Annotated in this window: 12 protein-coding genes and 2 pseudogenes; 6 read left to right on the top strand and 8 right to left on the bottom strand. The window is 44.5% G+C overall.

Features of this window, described 5'->3' with window-relative positions; all coding sequences use genetic code 11:
• Window positions 1-17: 17 nt before the first annotated feature.
• The 6 genes from DBK98_RS07090 to DBK98_RS07065 form a co-directional block, all read right to left on the bottom strand.
• Window positions 18-767 (bottom strand): hypothetical protein, encoded by a 750-nt coding sequence (locus DBK98_RS07090; protein ID WP_005823055.1) that lies wholly within the window; start codon window positions 765-767, stop codon window positions 18-20.
• 2 nt (window positions 768-769) lie between these two features.
• On the bottom strand, window positions 770-1,351 hold the full coding sequence (locus DBK98_RS07085; RefSeq protein ID WP_005778797.1) for a K(+)-transporting ATPase subunit C: 582 nt from the start codon (window positions 1,349-1,351) through the stop codon (window positions 770-772).
• An 11-nt stretch (window positions 1,352-1,362) separates the two neighbouring features.
• Window positions 1,363-3,411, bottom strand: coding sequence for a potassium-transporting ATPase subunit KdpB (kdpB, locus tag DBK98_RS07080; protein ID WP_032531738.1), 2,049 nt, complete (start codon window positions 3,409-3,411; stop codon window positions 1,363-1,365).
• A 21-nt stretch (window positions 3,412-3,432) separates the two neighbouring features.
• Entirely contained in the window at window positions 3,433-5,139 is a 1,707-nt protein-coding gene (gene kdpA, locus DBK98_RS07075; protein ID WP_005823051.1) for a potassium-transporting ATPase subunit KdpA, read from the bottom strand.
• Window positions 5,140-5,153: 14 nt separating this feature from the next.
• Entirely contained in the window at window positions 5,154-5,234 is an 81-nt protein-coding gene (kdpF, locus tag DBK98_RS23605; RefSeq protein ID WP_080546244.1) for a K(+)-transporting ATPase subunit F, read from the bottom strand.
• A 347-nt stretch (window positions 5,235-5,581) separates the two neighbouring features.
• Window positions 5,582-6,931 (bottom strand): sigma-54 dependent transcriptional regulator, encoded by a 1,350-nt coding sequence (locus DBK98_RS07065; RefSeq protein ID WP_005810686.1) that lies wholly within the window; start codon window positions 6,929-6,931, stop codon window positions 5,582-5,584.
• Between the two features lie 878 nt (window positions 6,932-7,809).
• Between DBK98_RS07065 and DBK98_RS07060 the strand changes: the two genes are divergently transcribed.
• The 4 genes and pseudogenes from DBK98_RS07060 to DBK98_RS07050 all read left to right on the top strand — a co-directional run bounded on the left by DBK98_RS07060 (window position 7,810) and on the right by DBK98_RS07050 (window position 12,265).
• Window positions 7,810-9,219, top strand: a complete 1,410-nt coding sequence (locus DBK98_RS07060) for an aspartate kinase (RefSeq protein ID WP_032536145.1) — start codon at window positions 7,810-7,812, stop codon at window positions 9,217-9,219.
• A gap of 205 nt (window positions 9,220-9,424) precedes the next feature.
• Window positions 9,425-11,096 (top strand): annotated as a pseudogene (locus tag DBK98_RS07055) (FAD-dependent oxidoreductase); the annotation flags it as partial.
• Window positions 11,097-11,170: 74 nt separating this feature from the next.
• Window positions 11,171-11,905: pseudogene (locus DBK98_RS23600) on the top strand (DsrE/DsrF/DrsH-like family protein); the annotation flags it as partial.
• A gap of 9 nt (window positions 11,906-11,914) precedes the next feature.
• Window positions 11,915-12,265 (top strand): MarR family winged helix-turn-helix transcriptional regulator, encoded by a 351-nt coding sequence (locus DBK98_RS07050; RefSeq protein ID WP_005810690.1) that lies wholly within the window; start codon window positions 11,915-11,917, stop codon window positions 12,263-12,265.
• A gap of 148 nt (window positions 12,266-12,413) precedes the next feature.
• Here DBK98_RS07050 and DBK98_RS07045 read toward each other — a convergent pair whose 3' ends face one another.
• Window positions 12,414-13,712, bottom strand: coding sequence for a S28 family serine protease (locus DBK98_RS07045; protein WP_032536160.1), 1,299 nt, complete (start codon window positions 13,710-13,712; stop codon window positions 12,414-12,416).
• A 176-nt stretch (window positions 13,713-13,888) separates the two neighbouring features.
• On the opposite strand from DBK98_RS07045, the gene DBK98_RS07040 reads away from it, so the two are divergent.
• Together DBK98_RS07040 and DBK98_RS07035 are read left to right on the top strand one after the other, a co-directional pair.
• Window positions 13,889-14,521 (top strand): DUF4136 domain-containing protein, encoded by a 633-nt coding sequence (locus tag DBK98_RS07040; RefSeq protein ID WP_005778812.1) that lies wholly within the window; start codon window positions 13,889-13,891, stop codon window positions 14,519-14,521.
• A gap of 17 nt (window positions 14,522-14,538) precedes the next feature.
• Complete coding sequence (locus DBK98_RS07035) at window positions 14,539-15,165, top strand: porin family protein (protein WP_005778814.1); 627 nt, start codon at window positions 14,539-14,541, stop codon at window positions 15,163-15,165.
• A 116-nt stretch (window positions 15,166-15,281) separates the two neighbouring features.
• Here the strand turns inward: DBK98_RS07035 and DBK98_RS07030 are convergent, their stop codons facing one another.
• A complete protein-coding gene (locus DBK98_RS07030; RefSeq protein WP_022011475.1) occupies window positions 15,282-16,742 on the bottom strand; it encodes an arylsulfatase in 1,461 nt (486 codons plus the stop codon).
• Window positions 16,743-16,796 lie beyond the last annotated feature (54 nt).

Raw genomic sequence — 16,796 nt, 5'->3', positions numbered from 1 at the left:
TTAAGTTATATCTGATTTCACGGTTTTAAAGTGATACCAAACACCAAATGTGCATCTTCCATACGAGGATTCCAAACAGCCTGTGCAAATATAGGCAAAGCAAACGTATCATTGAATCTGATCCGGGTAGTTCCTTTCAAAGCAACATTGGTCACAGCAAATCCATCACAATTGTACTGAGGAGCCGCATAAGGGACAATACCGCAAGTTGCGTTCAGATCTACCATCTTTACACAGAAAGGATAATTAAACTCGACATAAGACGAGTAATTCTGTTTGCCTTCCGCATTCTTATCTTGTCCGGCAAACATGGTATACCATGCTATAGATAAAGGAAACTTTTCAGACTGGACGGCATAAGTAAGTCCTGCTTCAAAATGGTGAGCGGTTTCATGACTTTTAAAATTAAAGTATTTACGCGCTCCCTGTCCTGCCCACCATAAATCTGCAACTGAAAAAGTCAATCCGGAATTACCTAAAGTATAGGCAGCAGTCAAATCTATCTCTTTGGCAGCAGCTCCGGCCGAAGCGGAAGTCCCGTCAAAATCTGTAGATCCCCATGCCGTCAGCGAAAAGCCTCCGGCACTGAAACCCAGAGTCGGCTGAATACTGACCCCTGTCTGATACATTCCACGCCAAATGTAAGAGCTTACCAGATCGCCCTGAACATTGAACTGTTGAGCATTTGCATTTATGCCTCCCCAAAAACACATAGCCACAAGTGCCAGTGATGTTAAAATCGTGTTTTTATTTATAATATTTCTCATATTCATTTCCTGTTTACTTTTGTCTCTTCAAGAGCTATATTCAATTTTAATACATTTACTTTTTCGGTTCCGAATACCCCTAACAATGGTTTTTCCACTGCCTTATCTACAATCCTTCTGACTTCCTCTACATCCATTCCTCGTGCTTGAGCGACCCTTTTTACCTGCACATAAGCACTCTGAGGAGTGATATCGGGGTCCAGTCCCGAACCACTGGCCGTCACCATTTCGGCAGGCACATCTTTACGGGACAAGTATGGATGGTGAACCAGGAAAGTGTCGATACGGGATTTCACTTCTGCCAGATATTCCGGATTGGTAGGCCCTTTATTACTACCAGATGAACTGGTTGCATCATAACCGTCACCTGCACATGAAGGGCGTCCCCAAAAGTAAATATCCTCCGTAAATTTTTGTCCGACATTGGCGGCACCGACCACTTTACCGTTCAATGTCACCACCTCCGCATTACCCTGATTGGGACCGGCTACCCGAGCAAACAACCATAACACGAGAATATAGAACACTGAGAAGAATACACAAAACACAAGCGTTATCTTGATAGATTTTAATAATGTTTTCATTGTTTGAATATTTAGAAGAATAAACTGACTACCAAATCGATTAACTTGATTCCGACAAAGGGAACTATCACCCCTCCTAACCCATAAATCAGCAGGTTACGACGAAGTAGTGCCGATGCTCCGATCGGTTTATACTGTACTCCTTTCAAAGCCAATGGAATTAAGATCGGAATAATAATAGCATTGAAGATAACAGCCGAAAGGATCGCACTTTCCGGACTGTGCAGATTCATGACATTAAGTGCACCGAGTTCTGGAATAGCCACCATAAACAGGGCAGGCACAATAGCAAAGTATTTGGCCACATCGTTTGCAATAGAGAAAGTTGTTAACGTACCGCGAGTCATCAGCAGTTGCTTTCCGATTTCCACAATCTCTATCAACTTCGTCGGATCGTTATCAAGGTCGACCATATTACCGGCTTCCTTGGCCGCCTGGGTACCACTGTTCATTGCCACACCGACATTAGCCTGTGCCAGCGCAGGAGCATCATTCGTTCCGTCGCCCATCATAGCCACCAACTTACCTGACTGTTGTTCCTTACGGATATATTCCATCTTATCTTCGGGTTTTGCCTCGGCGATGAAATCATCTACTCCTGCCTTCTCTGCAATGTATTTAGCGGTCAGGGGATTGTCACCGGTCACCATCACCGTTTTCACTCCCATCTTTCTCAAGCGCTCAAAACGCTCCTGAATTCCCGGTTTGATGATATCCTGCAACTCAATAACCCCTGTTACCTTCTGGTCGACACACACTACCAGCGGTGTACCGCCATTACCCGAAATTTCAGCTATCACTTCTTCTATTTCTTTCGGAAATTTATTTCCTGCAGCCTCCGTTATTTTACGGATTGCATCGAAAGCCCCTTTACGGATTTGTGTACCATCGGACAAATCAACCCCCGAACATTTGGTTTCGGCAGTGAACTGAATCATGCGTGCACCGGTCGTATTAAGACTCCGCATGCGTACCCCCGATTCACGTCCTAACTCTACGATGGACTTACCTTCAGGCGTTTCATCCGAGAGGGAAGCCAGCAGACAGGTCGTAATAAACTCACGCGGACCGACTCCCGGTGCCGAATGGAATTTTGTCGCTCTACGATTACCAATCGTAATGGTACCCGTTTTATCTAACAGCAGAGTATCAATGTCACCTGCCGTCTCAACAGCCTTGCCCGATTTCGTAATCACATTGGCACGCAGTGCACGATCCATACCGGCAATACCGATTGCAGAAAGCAGTCCCCCGATAGTAGTCGGAATCAAACAGACAAACAGAGAAAGAATAGCTGCGATCGAGATGGCCGTTCCAGGATGCTCAAGACTGGTATAATCAGCAAACGGAATCAGAGTGACGCAAACGATGACAAACACAAGTGTAAAACCGGCCAACAGAATGGTCAAAGCTATCTCGTTCGGTGTCTTTTGTCGGCTGGCACCTTCTACCAAAGCAATCATTTTGTCGAGAAAACTTTCACCGGGCTGTTGTGTCACCAATACCTTGATGTGATCCGAAAGCACTTTAGTTCCACCGGTCACCGAACTCTTATCTCCACCTGCTTCACGAATCACAGGAGCAGATTCACCGGTAATGGCACTTTCATCAATCGAAGCCAATCCTTCGATAATCTCTCCATCGGCAGGAATCGTATCGCCTGCCTCACACACAAAAATATCTCCCTTTTTCAGCATTGAACTGCTCACCGTCTGAATCTTGTCACCCATCACCAGTCTGGCAGGAGTTTCCTCACGTGTCTTACGCAGGCTATCCGCTTGTGCTTTGCCACGGGCTTCGGCTATCGCTTCGGCAAAATTGGCAAACAACAAAGTGATAAACAAAATCAGGAATACACACAAATTATATCCGAAAGCACCATACTCCGGAGTGAACAGAGAGAACACCGTCACCACCAACATAATAAAGGTAACTATCTCTACTGTAAACATGATCGGATTCTTTACCATCATTCGCGGATTTAACTTCACAAACGATTGCTTGATACTTTCCATTACTTGCTCCTTTTGAAACATAGAAGCTGACATTTTATTTTTCATAACTATATTATCCTGCTATTCTTATAAACTTAAATGTTCGGCAATCGTACTTAATGCATGCACAGGGAAGAAAGACAAGGCTGCAACGATAAAGATAACAGCAAAAGTCATCATGGCAAAAGTCGCAGTATCCGTTTTCAATGTACCGGCACTTTCGGGAATAAACTTTTTCTGTGCCAAAAGTCCCGCAATGGCTACCTGACCGATAATTGGAATAAAACGGCTCAGGATAAGCACAATCCCACATGTCCAGTTCCAAAAGTAAGTATTATCACCCAACCCCTCAAAACCGGAACCATTGTTGGCTGCCGAAGAGGTATATTCATAGAGTTGTTCGCTGAGCCCGTGGAAACCGAGGTTATTCAACCAGCCTCCTTCACTCTCTACAAAATCGGGATGATGTGTATAAACGTAACTTGAAATAGCAGTAAACACAAGGATAACAAACGGATGGAGCAAAGCAACGAGAGTTGCAATCTTCATCTCCCGGGCTTCTACCTTCTTTCCCAGAAACTCAGGTGTACGTCCCACCATCAAGCCACTGATAAACACGGCCATAATAATGAAAGTATAATAATTCATCCATCCGACACCGACACCACCAAACCAAGTGTTAATCTGCATATTCAGCATTTCGACCATTCCACTGAGCGGCATAGTCGAATCGTGCATGCCATTGACTGATCCGTTAGAGGTAACCGTTGTAGTAACACTCCACAATGCTGTGGCTCCGGCCCCAAGCCTTACCTCCTTGCCTTCCATCGCACCATGATCCTGAGCAACTCCCATCTCATCGATACGTGGATTACCTCCCATTTCCTGCTGAACATTAATGAAAACTCCGGCCAGATAAGCAAACAGCATCACTCCAAAGATGCTATATCCCAACTTTCTGCGATTGGTATAGAAGCCCAAAGCCAACGCCATTGCCATCGGAATGATCAAGATTGACCAGCATTCAACCATATTAGTCAGATAAGTAGGGTTCTCCAGCGGATGTGAAGAATTAACCCCGAAGTAACCGCCACCATTGGTTCCCAGTTGTTTAATAGGGATAATTGCAGCCGCAGGTCCTTGCGATACCATCTGCTCCTGTCCCTCCAGGGTAGTCACCTTCATCTTACCATCAAATCCCATCGGTGTTCCCTGCAAAATCAGGACGAAACCGACAATCAACGAAAGAGGTAATAAAATACGTGTACAGCTTATTACCAGGAAATGCCAGAAGTTACCTATTGTTCTGGTGGATTTGGCAGCCATACTTTTCATGATACCGGCCATAGCGGCCATCCCTGTAGCAGCAGTGATAAATTGGAACAGCATAATAACGAACAGCTGGGTAAAATAAGTCAATCCGCTCTCACCACTATAATGTTGCAAATTGCAGTTTACCATGAAACTGATGCAGGTATTGAATGCTTGATCGGGTGTCTGAGGTCCGTTACCATCGGGATTGAGTGGCAGCCAACCTTGTGATACCAGCAGTACCATTCCCCATACAAACCAGAAGGCATTCAAAATCAACAAGGCTTTGAGAAACTGTTTCCAATTCATCTCCTCTTGCGGATTTATACCGCATATCTTATAAATCACTCGCTCTACAGGAGCCATAAAGTCCGACCAAGTCTTCTCTCCCTTATAAACCCGGGCTATGTAACGTCCCAACGGATAAGCTAAGACCACCATTAGGACGATTTGCACCGCCACTCCTAAAATTTCTGTATTCATTGCTTTACTTCCAATTAAAACTTCTCAGGCCGAATGAGCACATACGCCAAATAGCCGAAAAGTGTAATACTTATTACAAATAGTGTTGTGTACATAAACTTAATTCTCCTCTCTCTTTAAATTGTTTCAAACCAATCGACACATTTCCAAAACAGCCAGAAGCAGACGATGCCGCTCAACAGGCAGAAAATAAATGAAACTGTTATTCCCATGTTCTTTACCTTTTAATTAGAATGTTTATATTTCTATTTTACCTGAAACAATTAATGCCAAATGTGTGCCAAAAATGAAGAGAGTTAGCATAATCAACTAACATACAGACAGATAAAACAAATAGGGTATCCTCGTCAGTGCAAGGATACCCTATCATTTTGAAAAGGTATGTTTTATTTTGAAAGGGAGAAAAGCATAAACCCGGACAAGCAAGTATATTCCTGTCCGCTTAACTGCCAAGTTTATATTCTTCTATTTTCCGATATAAGGTAGTTAATCCGATTTTCAGCAAACGCGCCGCTTCAGTCTTATTCCCTTTGGTATGCTCCAATACCCTGGCAATATGCCTGCGTTCCATGGCTGAAAGTTCAAAGCTGCCCGGCATTCCTTCATCAGATTTCTCATAATGGCTGTTCTGTATTTCAAGCGGAAGGTCGTCTACATCCAGACAATCACCCTCACAGACAATCAGACTTCGTTCGATGGCATTACGCAATTCGCGGATATTGCCTTTCCACGGTTGTTGACATAAAGCCTCAAGATAAGCAGGCGTAATAGTACCCACCGGATGTGAAAGCTTCTCCGAGAAAGAACGGACAAACGATTCAGCCAGAATCTTAATATCCCCCGTACGTTCACGCAGAGGCGGAAGATGTACCTGAAATACAGAAAGGCGATAGAACAAGTCCTCACGGAAGCGTCCGGCTGCTATCTCAGCAGGTAAATCCCGATTCGTAGCAGCAATGATGCGTACATTGATGCGGGTAGGCTTCGTATCTCCTATCTTGATATATTCACCGGTTTCGAGGATGCGCAATAGTTTGGCCTGCAATTCAAAAGCCATCTCACCAATCTCATCCAAAAAGATTGTTCCATTGTTGGCTTCCTCAAAAAGCCCCTTCTTATCTTTCAACGCACCGGTAAACGAACCCGCCTTATGCCCAAACATTTCACTCTCCAGCAACTCTTTACTGAATGAAGAGCAATTGACCGCTACAAAATTCTGCTGCGACCGCTTGCTGTTATAATGTATCGACTGGGCAAAGACCTCCTTTCCGGTCCCTGTTTCACCTGTCAGCAACACAGGGACATCAGTCACTGATACTTTACGTGCCAGTGACACCGCTTCTTTCAGTGCCTTCGATTCGCCAAGTATAGTGTCAAACGAATACATCAGTCCGACTTTTTTCTCAAGCTTATCCAAACGGATATTCATTCGCACTTTCTCTACAGCACGACTAATGAGAGGAATGATCTTATTATTATCATCTCCTTTTGTAATGTAATCGAAAGCTCCGTTCTTAATGGCCTGCACACCGTCGGGTATGTTACCATGAGCCGTCAGCAGGATGATTTCTACTCCGGGTGCTTTTTTCTTTATTTCCGTCACCAGGTCTACCCCGTTTCCATCCGGAAGAAATACGTCACACAAAGCCACGTCGGGCATTTGAAGTTCCAATTGTCTGAGCGCTGCCTTGCAATCGCCGGCCTGGCACACTTCATAACCTTCAAGTTCCATCATACGGGCCAGCAGACCACGAATCTGAACTTCGTCATCTATAATCAGAATTTTACTCATGTCTGATAAGTTAAAATGTGAACGGTAAAAAACAGGGTGTGCAAATATAATGGTTTTCTACTACAATGCAAATGATCGGACTGTGGAAAAAAACAACCTTCAATGCACGGCTCTTTCATTTAACAACCGTCTTCCTCTCATACAAAAAACGCGTTTCGATCTTCCATCTTCCACCTTTTAGAGTGCATATAGTTGATTGTGAGATGTATAGATTGGTGGAAGATGCGGTTTTTATGCCATTTATCTTCCACCCCTATCTTCCATCTTCCACCCGCTGTTTTAGGGGATATTTCAGCAGTAAAGGTTTGGAAAACAAATGGATATATCCAATTTCTTATCCGTTAATCTCTCTAAAAGCATTTCATTTCACTTACTCTCTTTAGTGCAAATGGTCGGATCTTTATCTCAGCCCGGGCATGCGGGCTCATCGGCCCGGGCATGCGGGCTCATCGGCCCAGGTATGCGGGCTCATCAGCCCGGGTATGCGGGCCGGGATAAAGAGTTGTATGACAATGGTTAATCTACTACACTTCTCCGGTAATAGCCGGCCGGATTCTTTCTTAAAAAAGAAACAACGAAGCGCTGCTTCCGCATCGCTGTGTGCGAATGGAAGGTTTTGTGGGGGGGGGGACAAGGGAGGAAGGCGGTTATTAAATGAAAGAGCCGTGCCTTCAATGGCATATACTTTGATCTTTCATTCATGACATAGTCCCTGAAAATTCGTCTAATCTGCCTTACAAATACTACAGCAGCGCTTTCAATGGGCAAGATACAGCCGGAACAGGTACTTATATTCCCTCCCATTTTGATAAAAACAACCTAAAATGGAAAGGGGTAACGAACAAAGAAAATATATCGTATAACTCAAAAACAAAAAAATGAAGATCTACAAATTCGGTAATATTCCCACTGGTTCAATCCGGGGAATGCAGGAAATGCTCCAACTGGTCAACGACAGTACACCCAAAATAATCGTTCTATCTGCCCCTACAGAAACTACGGAGCATCTAACGAAAATAGCAGCACATCTTTTCAGCAGAGATACAGAACGGGCGCATGACGAAATAAGCAAACTGGAATTCAGATTCATTGATTTCGCTAACGAACTATTCAACGACGAGTCGATCAAACAACAAGCTGTTGACTCCATCATCGACCGCTTCCGTACCTTATGGAACTTTACCCGGCAACGTTTTACATCGGTCGATGAAAAAGACATATTGTCGCAAGGAGAATTCATAAGCAGCATGCTGTCAGGCCTTTATCTGAAAGAACGGGGAATCAATAATCTATTGCTTAACAGTCTTGACTTTATGCGACTGACTCCGGAAAGAGAACCTGACTTGGAATACATCAGTAAAAAACTGCACACATCCATGGAAGCCAACAAACACATCAACGTGTTTCTTACCCAAGGACACCTCTGCCGGAATGCTTATGGCGAAACCTGTTTTCTCAAGCCGGGTGGAGACGATGCTTCTGCCACATTAATCGGAGCTGCCCTACGGGCCGAAGAAATACGGCTATGGATAGGTGGTAATGGCATACACAGTTGTGATCCGCATTTCGTGAAACATCCGGCTATGGTTACACAACTCAGTTTCGACGAAGCCGAACGATTCGCCCATTGCGGAGGAACGGGATTCGATCCCTGCTGCATTTTCCCGGCAAGAGAAAACAATATACCGATACGCCTGTTCTGTTCAATGGATCCCACGGAAAAGGGTACTCTGATTTCACACATACAGAGCGGAGAAAGTATAAAAACCATTACTGCCAGAGACGGTATTTGTTACATCAGATTCCAGTCGAACCGGACATTGCGTCCCTACTTGTTCATCAGCAAGATATTCGATGTTTTTGCAAAATACCACACTCCCCTGTGCCTTTTTACTTCGTCCGGCTCGGATGTATCCGTCGCCATCAACGATAAAGAACATCTACCAAATATCCTGCATGAGCTTTCGCGATACGCAACTACGGTAGTAAAGGACCGTATGTGCATCCTGTCGGTCATTGGAAACATACAATGGCAATATACCGGATTGGAGACCCGAATCCTAAACGCTCTGACAGCCATCCCGATTCGGATGATTTCTTATGGTAGTAATAATAACGACGTTTCTCTTGTTATCAAAGCAGAAGATAAGAAAGAAGCATTGCAACTACTGAACGATACCCTGTTTAAGCCTTCAGCTACAATGGTCTCTCATACATGTGCCCCGACATTAAACCGCAGTAAGTGGAACAACACGGACAAACCATCTTTTCTTCTAAAGAAAAGTTGACTAATATAGGGATATTGAGAATACGAATATCCTCATGTCTGTCCACAGATAATAACGAGATAAAAGAGCCGTCTTTTAAATCAACCGTATCTCAGTAAGATAAAAAAGCGGATGCCGGATAATTTCCTGTACGTTCCATGAACCTTTTGAAGCCTACAAACGTTTATTTCCAAAGGAAACTATTTTAAAACGGAAATATATTCAAATGAAGATTATTATTATTGGAGGCGTAGCAGGAGGAGCTACTACTGCGGCCCGCATCAGACGTTCGGATGAAACAGCAGAAATCATCTTACTGGAAAAAGGTAAATATATATCTTATGCCAACTGCGGACTACCCTATTATATAGGTGACGTTATTGAAGACCGCGAGAAGTTATTCGTGCAGACTCCTGAGGCTTTCGGAGTACGTTTCAGAGTGGATGTACGTACCGAAAATGAAGTTATTTTTATAGATCGGAAAAAAAAGACAGTGACCGTCCGCCTTAAGAGTGAAGACACTTACGAGGAGAGTTATGACAAACTGTTAATATCCACCGGTGCATCTCCTGTACGCCCACCATTACCGGGCATTGACTCAAGCGGTATCTTTACTTTGCGGAATGTAGCAGACACCGACCGCATTAAAGCATACGTCAACAGTCGGCCTCCCCGCCGGGCTGTCGTGATCGGAGCCGGATTCATCGGACTGGAAATGGCAGAAAACCTGCATGCATTAGGAGCACAAGTATCTATTGTCGAGATGGGCAACCAGGTGATGGCACCCATCGACTTCTCAATGGCAGCACTGGTTCATCAGCATTTGATGGAGAAAGGTGTAAACTTATATCTGGAACAGGCTGTGGCTTCGTTCGAACAAGCAGGCAAAGAGGTGAAAGTGATCTTCAAAAACGGACAGTCTATTCCGGCGGATATTGTGATCCTCTCCATCGGTGTACGTCCGGAAACTACACTGGCACGGGCTGCCGGGCTTACAATCGGCGAAGCGGGTGGCATCGCAGTGAACGACAATTTGCAGACTTCCGATGAATCGATTTATGCCATCGGTGATGCCATTGAATTCCGCCATCCCATTACGGGCAAACCCTGGCTGAACTATCTTGCCGGACCGGCTAATCGTCAGGGACGTATCGTTGCCGACAATCTGCTGGGAGCGAAAATCTCTTATGAAGGAGCCATCGGTACATCCATCGCAAAAGTATTTGACATGACGGTAGCCTCTACCGGCCTTCCCGGCAAGCGGCTGAGACAAGCGGGCATCTCATACGCTTCTTCAACAACACATCCGGCTTCACATGCAGGATACTATCCGAACGCTATGCCGATGAGTATCAAGATAACTTTCGATCCTCAAACAGGCAAGTTGTATGGCGGGCAAATTGTGGGATACGATGGTGTGGACAAGCGAATCGACGAACTCTCACTCGTCATCAAGCACGGGGGAACGATCTATGACCTGATGAAAGTGGAACAGGCATATGCCCCTCCTTTCTCTTCGGCAAAAGATCCCGTGGCTATTGCCGGTTATGTAGCCGAAAACATCATCCTTGGCAAAGTGAAACCCATATACTGGCGTGACCTGAGAGACATCGAACTGAAAAACGTATTCTTGCTGGACGTGCGTACACCGGATGAATTCGCACTGGGTTCGCTGCCGGGAGCGGTCAATATCCCGTTGGATGAAATACGCGACCGTATGGACGAAATACCTTCTGAGAAACCCATTTATACTTTCTGTGCCGTAGGGTTGAGAGGGTATCTCGCTTACCGTATCCTGATTCAGCATGGTTTCAAAGATGTATATAATCTTTCCGGCGGACTGAAAACATACCGTGCAGCTACTGCTCCTATCGTCCTGCACGAAGATGAAGCAACGAAAAACATGTCTATTACTCAAGAAAGTCAGGTAAAGCAGCCTGCCTCTGCTGAAAAGATGCAGGCTGCACCCGTTGCAATGTCTAAAACCATCCGAGTGGATGCCTGCGGATTACAATGTCCGGGCCCAATCTTGAAAATGAAGAAAACAATGGATACACTCGCCCCGGGAGAACGAGTGGAAATTGTAGCTACAGACCCGGGATTCTCACGAGATGCCGCAGCATGGTGCAACTCGACCGGAAATAATTTCATCTCAAAAGAGAGTGCAGACGGAAAGTCGGTAGTAATTATTGAAAAAGGAGAGCCCAAAGCCTGTAGTCTCACTACAACGTGTGACAGCAAAGGAAAAACATTGATTATGTTCAGCGACGATCTGGATAAGGCGCTTGCTACTTTCATCCTGGCCAACGGTGCGGCTGCGACCGGACAGAAAGTGACTATCTTCTTTACCTTCTGGGGACTGAATGTAATTAAAAAACTTCATAAACGGAAGGTAGAGAAAGACGCTTTCGGCAAGATGTTCGGAATGATGTTACCATCGAGTTCACTGAAACTGAAGCTGTCGAAAATGAATATGGGAGGCATGGGCGGAAAGATGATGCGATACATCATGCACCGCAAGGGCATCGACTCACTGGAATCCCTGCGGCAACAGGCATTGGAAAACGGTGTGGAATTCATAGCCTGCCAGATGTCGATGGATGTCATGGGAGTGAAACGTGAAGAACTGCTCGATGAGGTTACAGTAGGTGGAGTGGCCACTTACATGGAGCGTGCCGATAATGCTAACATCAATTTGTTTATTTAATAAAGAAGTATGAATACAATATGTAAAATGCGCGATATCTACAAAGCTCTCTCTGTATTCGAAACAGCATTTGAGGAGATGTATGCGATATCGCTTAACGAAGCAATGGTGCTATGTGCGTTACGTGAAGCCGGAAAAGAGATTACATCGACCGCCATATCCGAACGAACGGAAATGGCTCCATCACATACGTCGAAAGTCATCCGTGCAGTGGAGGATAAAGGACTTATCCGCCGCTCATTGGGTGAAGTAGATAAACGTCAAATGTATTTCAGCCTGACAGAAGCGGGAAAGAAGCGTTTAGACGAGCTGGACCTGGACAAAGTAGAGGTGCCGGAGATATTGAAACCGCTGATGTAAGTTTGTAACATCAGAGATCACCACAGATTACACTGATTATCTGTATGGGCAATAATCCAGTTGCTTTTCATCTGTATAAATTTGTGTAATCTGTGGTGAAAACACCCCTGTAACTTTTCTATTCATTTACAGAAGGGTAAGAATGGAATCACTCTTCCAACCATTCTTTTATCAACTCGATAGCCTCCTCTTTCTCTTTTTGAGGTAAAGTGCCGATACGGGCCAAATGACTTCCGTTTGGTTGCACAAAGACATGAATATTCTTTTTTCCTTTCAGCCAAGTGACACCTGCTGCCGTCCATGGATCATTCTGCCCATAGATAAAGATCATCCTCGGATCATTTTTCTTTAGGAAATGAATTATTTTTCGGCTCAGAGTCTTATCAAACTTCATATTGCCGAGTTCTTCAGGAAGCATCAAACGCTTCAAGTAATCTTCACTGGTTTTAATGGTAAGATATTTTTTGAATGGACGGATATCATACCCATAATACCCCAACTCGCGGGCAGCTTGGACAAAGAAGGAAGTATTGGCACCCTCTTCCTCAAAATAAGACGGTTCGCTAATTGCAAGCAAATGTTTAAAGAGTTCGTCATCCGAGGCTGTAATTGCAGGAATCTGATCGACCGGAGTCCCCCATTGCCAGATAGAGAACGAATATTCGAGTACTGAATAATCATAAATCTCTTCTACAGGAACGCGGAATTTATATTTCTTTCCGGTACAATACTTCTCAAAACGAGGTAGCAAAGTAGGTTTACGCTTCAACACTTCCAACTGAAAATTTTCAATTTTCTCACGAGCCTCAGGAGTAGATACCATCTTTAAAAATGGTTCGTGACGCCCGTCTTCGACTCCATAGCAGAGTGGAGCCACATACGGAACAGAGATATCCACATCTTCGGGAAAGAAAGTCCGATAAAGCATCGCTGTCTGTCCTCCCTTACTGATGCCGGTAGCAATCCACTTACCGGGATAGATGGAGCGGAAAGCCTCGCGCACGGCATGTAAATCTTCAGCAGAGTTCTCGGCTGTCAGATATTGCCAATCTTTAGGAGTAGGAGTCGATTCGAGGAAATAGCGATACTCCACAAATATCATATTGGTATTAAATAGTTTTGATAGCTCTTCCCGGTAATTGATTCCCAAAGCATAAGAAGCGCCATAACCTTCGGTAACCATCACAGTAGGACGATCGAATCCGACATGGGAAACAATAACACGCTGACTGAAAGAGCCCTTCTCTGGATGATGATGATCTAACGGCTGGGTGAAATAAGCCACATATTTCTCAACAAACTCTGTAGATTCCAAGGGTTGGGTCTTGGTGATTTCGGTAATCTTACCCAACTTATCCAATAAAGTTGTTTGGGCAGATAGAGACAAAGATGTAGCAAGCAAAACGAGCCAAAGAGAAAATGTCTGGCAGATGCGTAGGTTCTTCATATTTATTTCGGTTTTAATTTTGTACAAAGATAGATCTTTCACCAAAGGCTCCAAGTAATCATACTGCATTTTAACATTATTCTTTGCGAACCTTTTAACAAGAGTCTTGTTATTTTCTGCAAACGCCTTAAGGTACCAGGGCAAGATTTTTTTAATAACCTAAACATTATAAAGATATGAAGAGATTAATTCCCATCTTATTGGCGGTCTTTGCATTCGCAGCTTGCGAAAAAGACCCTGACATGGACAAATTGGACAATGACTATTTGGTTTATACCAACTACGACAAGAAAGCTGACTTTAAACAGTTCAGCACGTACTACATCCCTGACAGCGTTCTCGTAATAGGAGATAAAAAAGATCCGGAATACTGGAAAGGTGAAGCAGCAGCAGCCATTATCAATGCATACAAAGATAACCTGAACAGCAAAGGTTTTGCTTATACTGACAATAAAGATGCTGCCGATCTGGGCGTGCAGATTAGTTACGTTCAGAGTACTTATTACTTTACCGACTACGGACAACCTGAATGGTGGTGGAACTATCCCGGCTATTGGGATGCACCTTACTGGGGTAACTGGGGCGGTTGGTACTATCCGTATGTTGTGAACTATAGCATTACAACCAACTCATTCCTGACTGAAATCATGAACCTGAAGGCTCCCGAAGGTGATAATCAGAAACTTCCGGTTCTGTGGAGCAGCTTCCTGAGCGGTCCTGCAAGCTATTCCGGCAAAGTGAACCAGACTCTGGTTGTTCGCGCAATCAATCAGTCGTTTGCACAGTCACCTTATCTCACTAACAAATAATTTAATTAAGAACCGTTATGAAAACAATGAAATATATTTCTCTTAGAGTACTGGCCATAGCGGCCCTTGCTCTGGCCTTTGCCATGCCGGCCAAGGCACAGTTATCAGATAATGGATACGCTAACGTGGACTGGCAGTTCAACGTGCCATTGAAAAATCACTTTGCCGATAAAGCCAGTGGATGGGGTATGAACTTCGAAGGCGGTTATTTTGTAACCCCTAACCTCGGACTGGGTCTCTTTATGAACTATAGCAGCAATCACGAATACTTCCCACGCGCAACTTTCCCTGTGGGCGAAGGAACCGTGAATACTGACCAGCAGCATACCATCTTCCAGTTACCTTTTGGTGCCGCCGCACGCTATCAGTTGAATCGTGGGGGAGCATGGCAGCCTTACTTTGGTGTCAAACTGGGTGCCAACTATGCGAAAGTACGTTCTAACTACAATATGTTCGAAACCCGCGACAATACTTGGGGATTTTACGTATCACCGGAACTCGGTCTGAACGTTTACCCTTGGGCATATGGCCCGGGCCTGCACATCGCTGTTTATTACAGCTATGCTACCAACAAAGCCAATGTGTTGACTTACAATGTAGACAAACTGAACAACTTCGGCTTCAGGGTAGGTCTTGCTTTCTAAAAAGAGCAGAGGTACCTGACTATATATATAAAGGGGCTGTTATATCACATAACAGCCCCTTCCTTTTAAAGCAATACATGCTTGCCTTTCATTTTGACAACTTTATCAATCACTATTTATCGAAATAAAGGCCAATTAGGATCTTCTGTATGAGCTTCTTTCATAATTGTCTTCAGCTCATCCGCTTTCTTGGGGAACAGGTTCAGCACGTTGTGTTTCTCTGACGGATCCGAAGCTAAATTATACAATTCGTAGTAGGGTTTGTTTCCACGTATATTCATATGAACGAGTTTCCAATCGCCTTTGCGGACAGCCTGGCGTCCGTTCATCTCAAGAAATTCAAAATAAAGATATTCGTGCTCTTTCTGTCCTTTGCGGTTTTGCAACAAAGGAAGTATGCTGACACCATCCATATTCCGAGTATCCACTTTCGGATCCAATACTTCCCTGAAAGTAGGCATCAAATCCCAGAATGAACACATGAAATCGGTTTCCGTATTTGGCTGTACACGTCCAGGCCACGATATAATCATAGGTACACGAATACCACCTTCATATACATCACGCTTGTATCCGCGCCAGATACCATTACTGTTAAAGAAATCCGGATCGGCACCGCCCTCCATGTGAGGACCATTATCACTTGAGAAAATAATAATGGTATTATCGTATACTCCCATATCTTTGAGTTTCTGTACAATCTGCCCTACGTACACATCCAACCGGTAAACCATTGCAGCAAAAGTAGCATGCGGATAGAACTGGGTACAATATCCCCCTTTACGAAAACCGGGACTGCCGGGCTCTGCTCCACGATAGGGTTTCTCCGGGTATTTCCCCCTGAACTTCTTGATAATACTATCTTCCGGTACTATCAGTTCGGCATGCGGGATAATAGTAGGATACCACATAAAGAACGGTTTATCTTTATCCTTAGCAGCTTCATCCAAGAAAGCTAATGCTTTAGAATGAATCAGATCCTGCGAATAAGTTCCCTTTCCGTATTGCACGTTTAAATTATTATCCGGCAAATCGACACGTTTATCATTATCCCACAAATGGTCGGGATAATAACTATGGGCGAGCAACTGGCAGTTATATCCGTAAAATTGATCGATTCCCTGTTTGTTAGGATCACCCGCCGAACCGATGTAGCCAAGCCCCCATTTGCCAAAGGCACCTGTACGATAACCTGCATTACGAAAATCATTAAAGATGGTCTGTGAGTTTTCCGGTAATGGGAATTGTCCTTCCGGAGCAAGCTCTTTGTTCCCGCGAATAGCTGTGTGCCCGCTATGGGTTCCGGTTATCAGGCACGAACGCGAGGGAGCACTAACCGTTGTTCCCGAGTAACATTGGGTGAAACGCATGCCATTCTGTGCCAATCGGTCGATATTAGGGGTTTCGAACTTCTCTTGCCCATAGCAACCCAAATCTCCGTACCCCAGGTCATCAGCCAGTATAAAAACAACGTTAGGGCGGGTTTGCCCCTGTGCTTTCTTTTTCTGTGCCAACGTTTGTTGTGTAGAAACCATCCCTACGAGCAATGCACTTCCGAGTAATAATTTCTGATTCATGATATGTATTTAAAGTTTTCAAAACAGAAGGAAGAGGGCGCTACTAAAGCCAGT

The sequence above is a fragment of the Bacteroides sp. PHL 2737 genome (assembly GCF_004115325.2).
GTDB lineage: Bacteria > Bacteroidota > Bacteroidia > Bacteroidales > Bacteroidaceae > Bacteroides > Bacteroides hominis.
Note: the sequence above shows the minus strand (reverse complement) of the source record. Positions and strands in the feature narration are given on the sequence as shown.

Bases quoted from the DNA above. Each gene is read 5' to 3' on its own strand.
- DBK98_RS07035 (WP_005778814.1), top strand. From the start codon at position 14,539: ATGAAAACAATGAAATATATTTCTCTTAGAGTACTGGCCATAGCGGCC.
- DBK98_RS07090 (WP_005823055.1), bottom strand. From the start codon at position 767: ATGAGAAATATTATAAATAAAAACACGATTTTAACATCACTGGCACTT.
- DBK98_RS07040 (WP_005778812.1), top strand. From the start codon at position 13,889: ATGAAGAGATTAATTCCCATCTTATTGGCGGTCTTTGCATTCGCAGCT.
- kdpF (WP_080546244.1), bottom strand. From the start codon at position 5,234: ATGTACACAACACTATTTGTAATAAGTATTACACTTTTCGGCTATTTG.
- DBK98_RS07045 (WP_032536160.1), bottom strand. From the start codon at position 13,712: ATGAAGAACCTACGCATCTGCCAGACATTTTCTCTTTGGCTCGTTTTG.
- DBK98_RS07085 (WP_005778797.1), bottom strand. From the start codon at position 1,351: ATGAAAACATTATTAAAATCTATCAAGATAACGCTTGTGTTTTGTGTA.
- DBK98_RS07065 (WP_005810686.1), bottom strand. From the start codon at position 6,931: ATGAGTAAAATTCTGATTATAGATGACGAAGTTCAGATTCGTGGTCTG.
- kdpB (WP_032531738.1), bottom strand. From the start codon at position 3,411: ATGAAAAATAAAATGTCAGCTTCTATGTTTCAAAAGGAGCAAGTAATG.
- kdpA (WP_005823051.1), bottom strand. From the start codon at position 5,139: ATGAATACAGAAATTTTAGGAGTGGCGGTGCAAATCGTCCTAATGGTG.
- DBK98_RS07050 (WP_005810690.1), top strand. From the start codon at position 11,915: ATGAATACAATATGTAAAATGCGCGATATCTACAAAGCTCTCTCTGTA.
- DBK98_RS07060 (WP_032536145.1), top strand. From the start codon at position 7,810: ATGAAGATCTACAAATTCGGTAATATTCCCACTGGTTCAATCCGGGGA.
- DBK98_RS07030 (WP_022011475.1), bottom strand. From the start codon at position 16,742: ATGAATCAGAAATTATTACTCGGAAGTGCATTGCTCGTAGGGATGGTT.